The 1,125-nt window shown below is 56.2% G+C and carries 1 protein-coding gene; it reads left to right on the forward strand.

From position 1 onward, the window contains the following. Positions 1-640 precede the first annotated feature (640 nt). Complete coding sequence (locus P0D70_RS36565; RefSeq protein ID WP_408188108.1) at positions 641-1,093, forward strand: hypothetical protein; 453 nt, start codon at positions 641-643, stop codon at positions 1,091-1,093. Positions 1,094-1,125 lie beyond the last annotated feature (32 nt).

Here is a 1,125-nt window from a genome sequence, read left to right on the forward strand (position 1 = left end):
GCTCATAAGCGGGTCCCCCGCGCAGTCGCGGTAGTGGTGCATCTGGAATCTGGGTTCTCGCACATTACGCGCTCGTGACACAGCAGTCATTCTTCCGGCGGCGCTGCGCGCGCCGTCGCGGTCGCTCGGCAAACCTTCGCTTCATCGTTCTCTGCCATCGCTTCCGCGCTCCTCATCTTCGCTTTCCACATACCACTTCTGTAGTAGCTCTGTTACTTTGTTGCAGCGTTTTAGCTGCATCACGGACGTTCTGATAAATGACTAGTCCCAATTTCGCTGACGTTTCCTCGGCGCTGTAGTTTTGCATTCGAGGAACGTTTGGGAAATTTCAGAATCGGTGATACCTCGCTCTTTTTAGCTCGCGCAGGTAATCACTCGCGAAACAATACGGCTTAAACTCAATTCACCGTCAAAACAACGATGGTCAGGCTTGGCAGCCTGCGCCCCACGCGCGTACGCCCGCTCACGCGGGTAGTACGTTCGGTTCTGCGCGACCTCCTACAATGGGCGGGCCGTGATAGGGAGATCTTCGGATCTGCTGGATTGCTGTGGGCCAGTCTGCCAACCGTGTCACTGTGCCCGCTCACCACCTTGCAAGCGCGTGTCGGGCGCTCCAGATAAGTTTCAGGGAGATCGCGCCATGACTAAATCCGTCAAGCATTCACGCACCACATCGCGCCCACCTGTTGACGCACTTCAATACGAAAAACTAGCCTTATCCGCATTCGGACTGGTTGAACGGCAGCTAGGCCAACTGGACAAACTGGTCACGCTTGCGGCTTCGATAGTTAGGAATCCGGCTATAACGCGAGAAGAAAGACACCGACAGCGGAGATTGCTGGAAGTGCTGGTGGACACCGTTGAGGACTACCAACGCGAAGTCGAGAATGACCGTGAGTTATACCAGGTGATCGCGCTCGATGCGAAGAGCATTCCGCAAAGCCGCATTACTGCGCGCCACGCGACGGACCTTCTGGATAAGGCGACGCGGACAGCAACAGATAGCCGTGAACGTACGGGCGCGAAGAGAGTGATGGCGAATGGGCAGGTGCGATTTAAAACGGTCACGCGTCGTACTGCGACGGCACACTGACAACGGCTTACGGCTTACGGCTTACGGCTTAC

Source organism: Paraburkholderia sp. RL17-381-BIF-C (assembly GCF_046026435.1).
Lineage (GTDB): Bacteria > Pseudomonadota > Gammaproteobacteria > Burkholderiales > Burkholderiaceae > Paraburkholderia.